The organism is Streptococcus pseudopneumoniae (genome assembly GCF_001068775.1).
GTDB classification, from domain to species: Bacteria; Bacillota; Bacilli; order Lactobacillales; family Streptococcaceae; genus Streptococcus; species Streptococcus pseudopneumoniae_N.
On the sequence record NZ_JWAJ01000126.1, the window covers coordinates 1 to 1,948 of the forward strand.

At 42.6% G+C, this 1,948-nt stretch carries 1 protein-coding gene; it reads right to left on the minus strand.

Features of this window, described 5'->3' with window-relative positions; all coding sequences use genetic code 11:
- On the minus strand, positions 1–1,948 hold a 1,948-nt coding region (locus tag ADF68_RS11095; protein ID WP_053090652.1), incomplete at both ends, for a mucin-binding protein.

Sequence of the window (1,948 nt, forward strand, 5' to 3'; positions counted from 1 at the left end):
TGGGAAGTTTGGATCATTTGGTTTCTCTGGTTTTGGAACCAAGTTTCCAAGTGGTTTGTAAGTTACAGTTTCTTCAAGATTTTCTTGAGTGACTGTCTTAGAATCAACATTTGCTTTATCCGCATAGTAACCTGTCAATCCTGGTGTTGGAACTGCATCATAGTTAGCCTTATTCGCTGTCCATGTTGCATCAGGGTTAAGAACTTTACCTGTAACTTTATCAAGATTTAAGGTACGTGTCCATTGTGCATTTTGAACATTGTCAGCTGGGGCAGTTGCCTTACCGTCTGATACCACATAATGAACAGTTGACGTTACATCCTTCTTCCATTGATCTGTCGCAGGGTATTTAGGACTGTTTGGATCATTTGGATTGATTGGATCTGTTGGATTGTGTGGATCGTTTGGTCCAACTGGAGTTTCACCGTGTTTCAAGGTTACTGTCCAAGTTTGATCAACAGATGCATCTGTGTCATAAGTAGCTCCTGCTGGGAACTCATCGCTTACAAGAACGTATCCACGATCTTCATAGTACTTAATCTTAGCTGCAGTTGAGTAGTCAATAGCTTCACCAGATTTACCACCTACTTGATCATTTTCAAGTGTTTCACCAGTATTTTGGTCTACATACTTGATAATAGCTTTTTGTTCTGCCTTACGGTAGACAACAGGTGTATCTTCTCCTGGTTTGTTAGGAGTTACACTTGGAGTGTCTGTCACATAACCTGGGATGACTGGTGTTGGGGTTACACCACCTTTAGTTGGATCGTTTGGATCATTCGTATATTGTGGAGTTGGCGCATTTGGAATTGGGTTTCCATCTGGGTCAACTGGAATGATCTTACCGAGTTCCTTATAAACTACTTTATCTGTAGCTTCTGGGTGTTCTGGTGTAACTGTCTTACCACCTGCTTCAGCTTTATCCGCATAATAGTGTTCAACGACTGGGACTTTTACTTTGCCATAGTCATGACTGTTTTCAGTCCATGTTGTTGTACCATCTGCTTGATTCTTCTTACCTGTGAAGGTATAGTCGCTTTGAACATCATCTTTTGGTGTGGTTGAACCAGCTCCTTCAAACGTTACCGTTTGTTTTGTTGGTTGCGTCACATCATTTGTTTTTGGTACATAGATGATTGGCGTATCTTCCCCTGGTTTATCAGGTGTTACAGGTGTTCCTGGTTGGATTGGTTGACCTGGTTTCGTTGGATCGTTTGGATCTGGAAGGTGTGGTTCATAACCTGGTACATCAGGAACGACTGGTTGACCTGGTTTCGTTGGGTCTGTTGGATCGTTCGGATATTTAACACCTGGTGTTGATGGGAAGTTTGGATCATTTGGTGTTTCTGGTTTTGGAACCAAGTTTCCAAGTGGTTTGTAAGTAACAGTTTCTTCAAGGTTTTCTTGAGTAACTGCCTTAGAAGCAACACTTGCTTTATCAGCGTAGTATCCTGTCAAACCTGGTGTTGGAACTTCAGCGTAGGCTGTCTTATCTGATGCCCATGGTGTCGCTGAAAGTTCTTTACCTGTGACTTTATCCAAGGTAAGGGTACGTGTCCATGTCGCGTTTTCAACATGATCTGCTGGGGCTGCTACCTTACCATCTGATACCACATACTTAACAGTAGATGTGACATCTTTCTTCCATTGATCTGTCGCTGGGTACTTAGGACTGTTTGGATCATTTGGATTGATTGGATCTGTTGGGTTATGTGGGTCATTTGGTCCTACTGGAGTTTCACCATGTTTCAAGGTTACTGTCCATGTTTGATCGACTGAAGCATCGGTATCGAAGTGAACTCCTGCTGGGAATTCATCGCTTACAAGAACATAGCCACGATCTTCATAGTACTTGATCTTGTCCGCAGTTGAGTAGTTGATTGCCTCACCTGATTTACCACCGACTTGATCATTGGCAAGGGTTTGACCAGTTGTTTGATCAACGTAC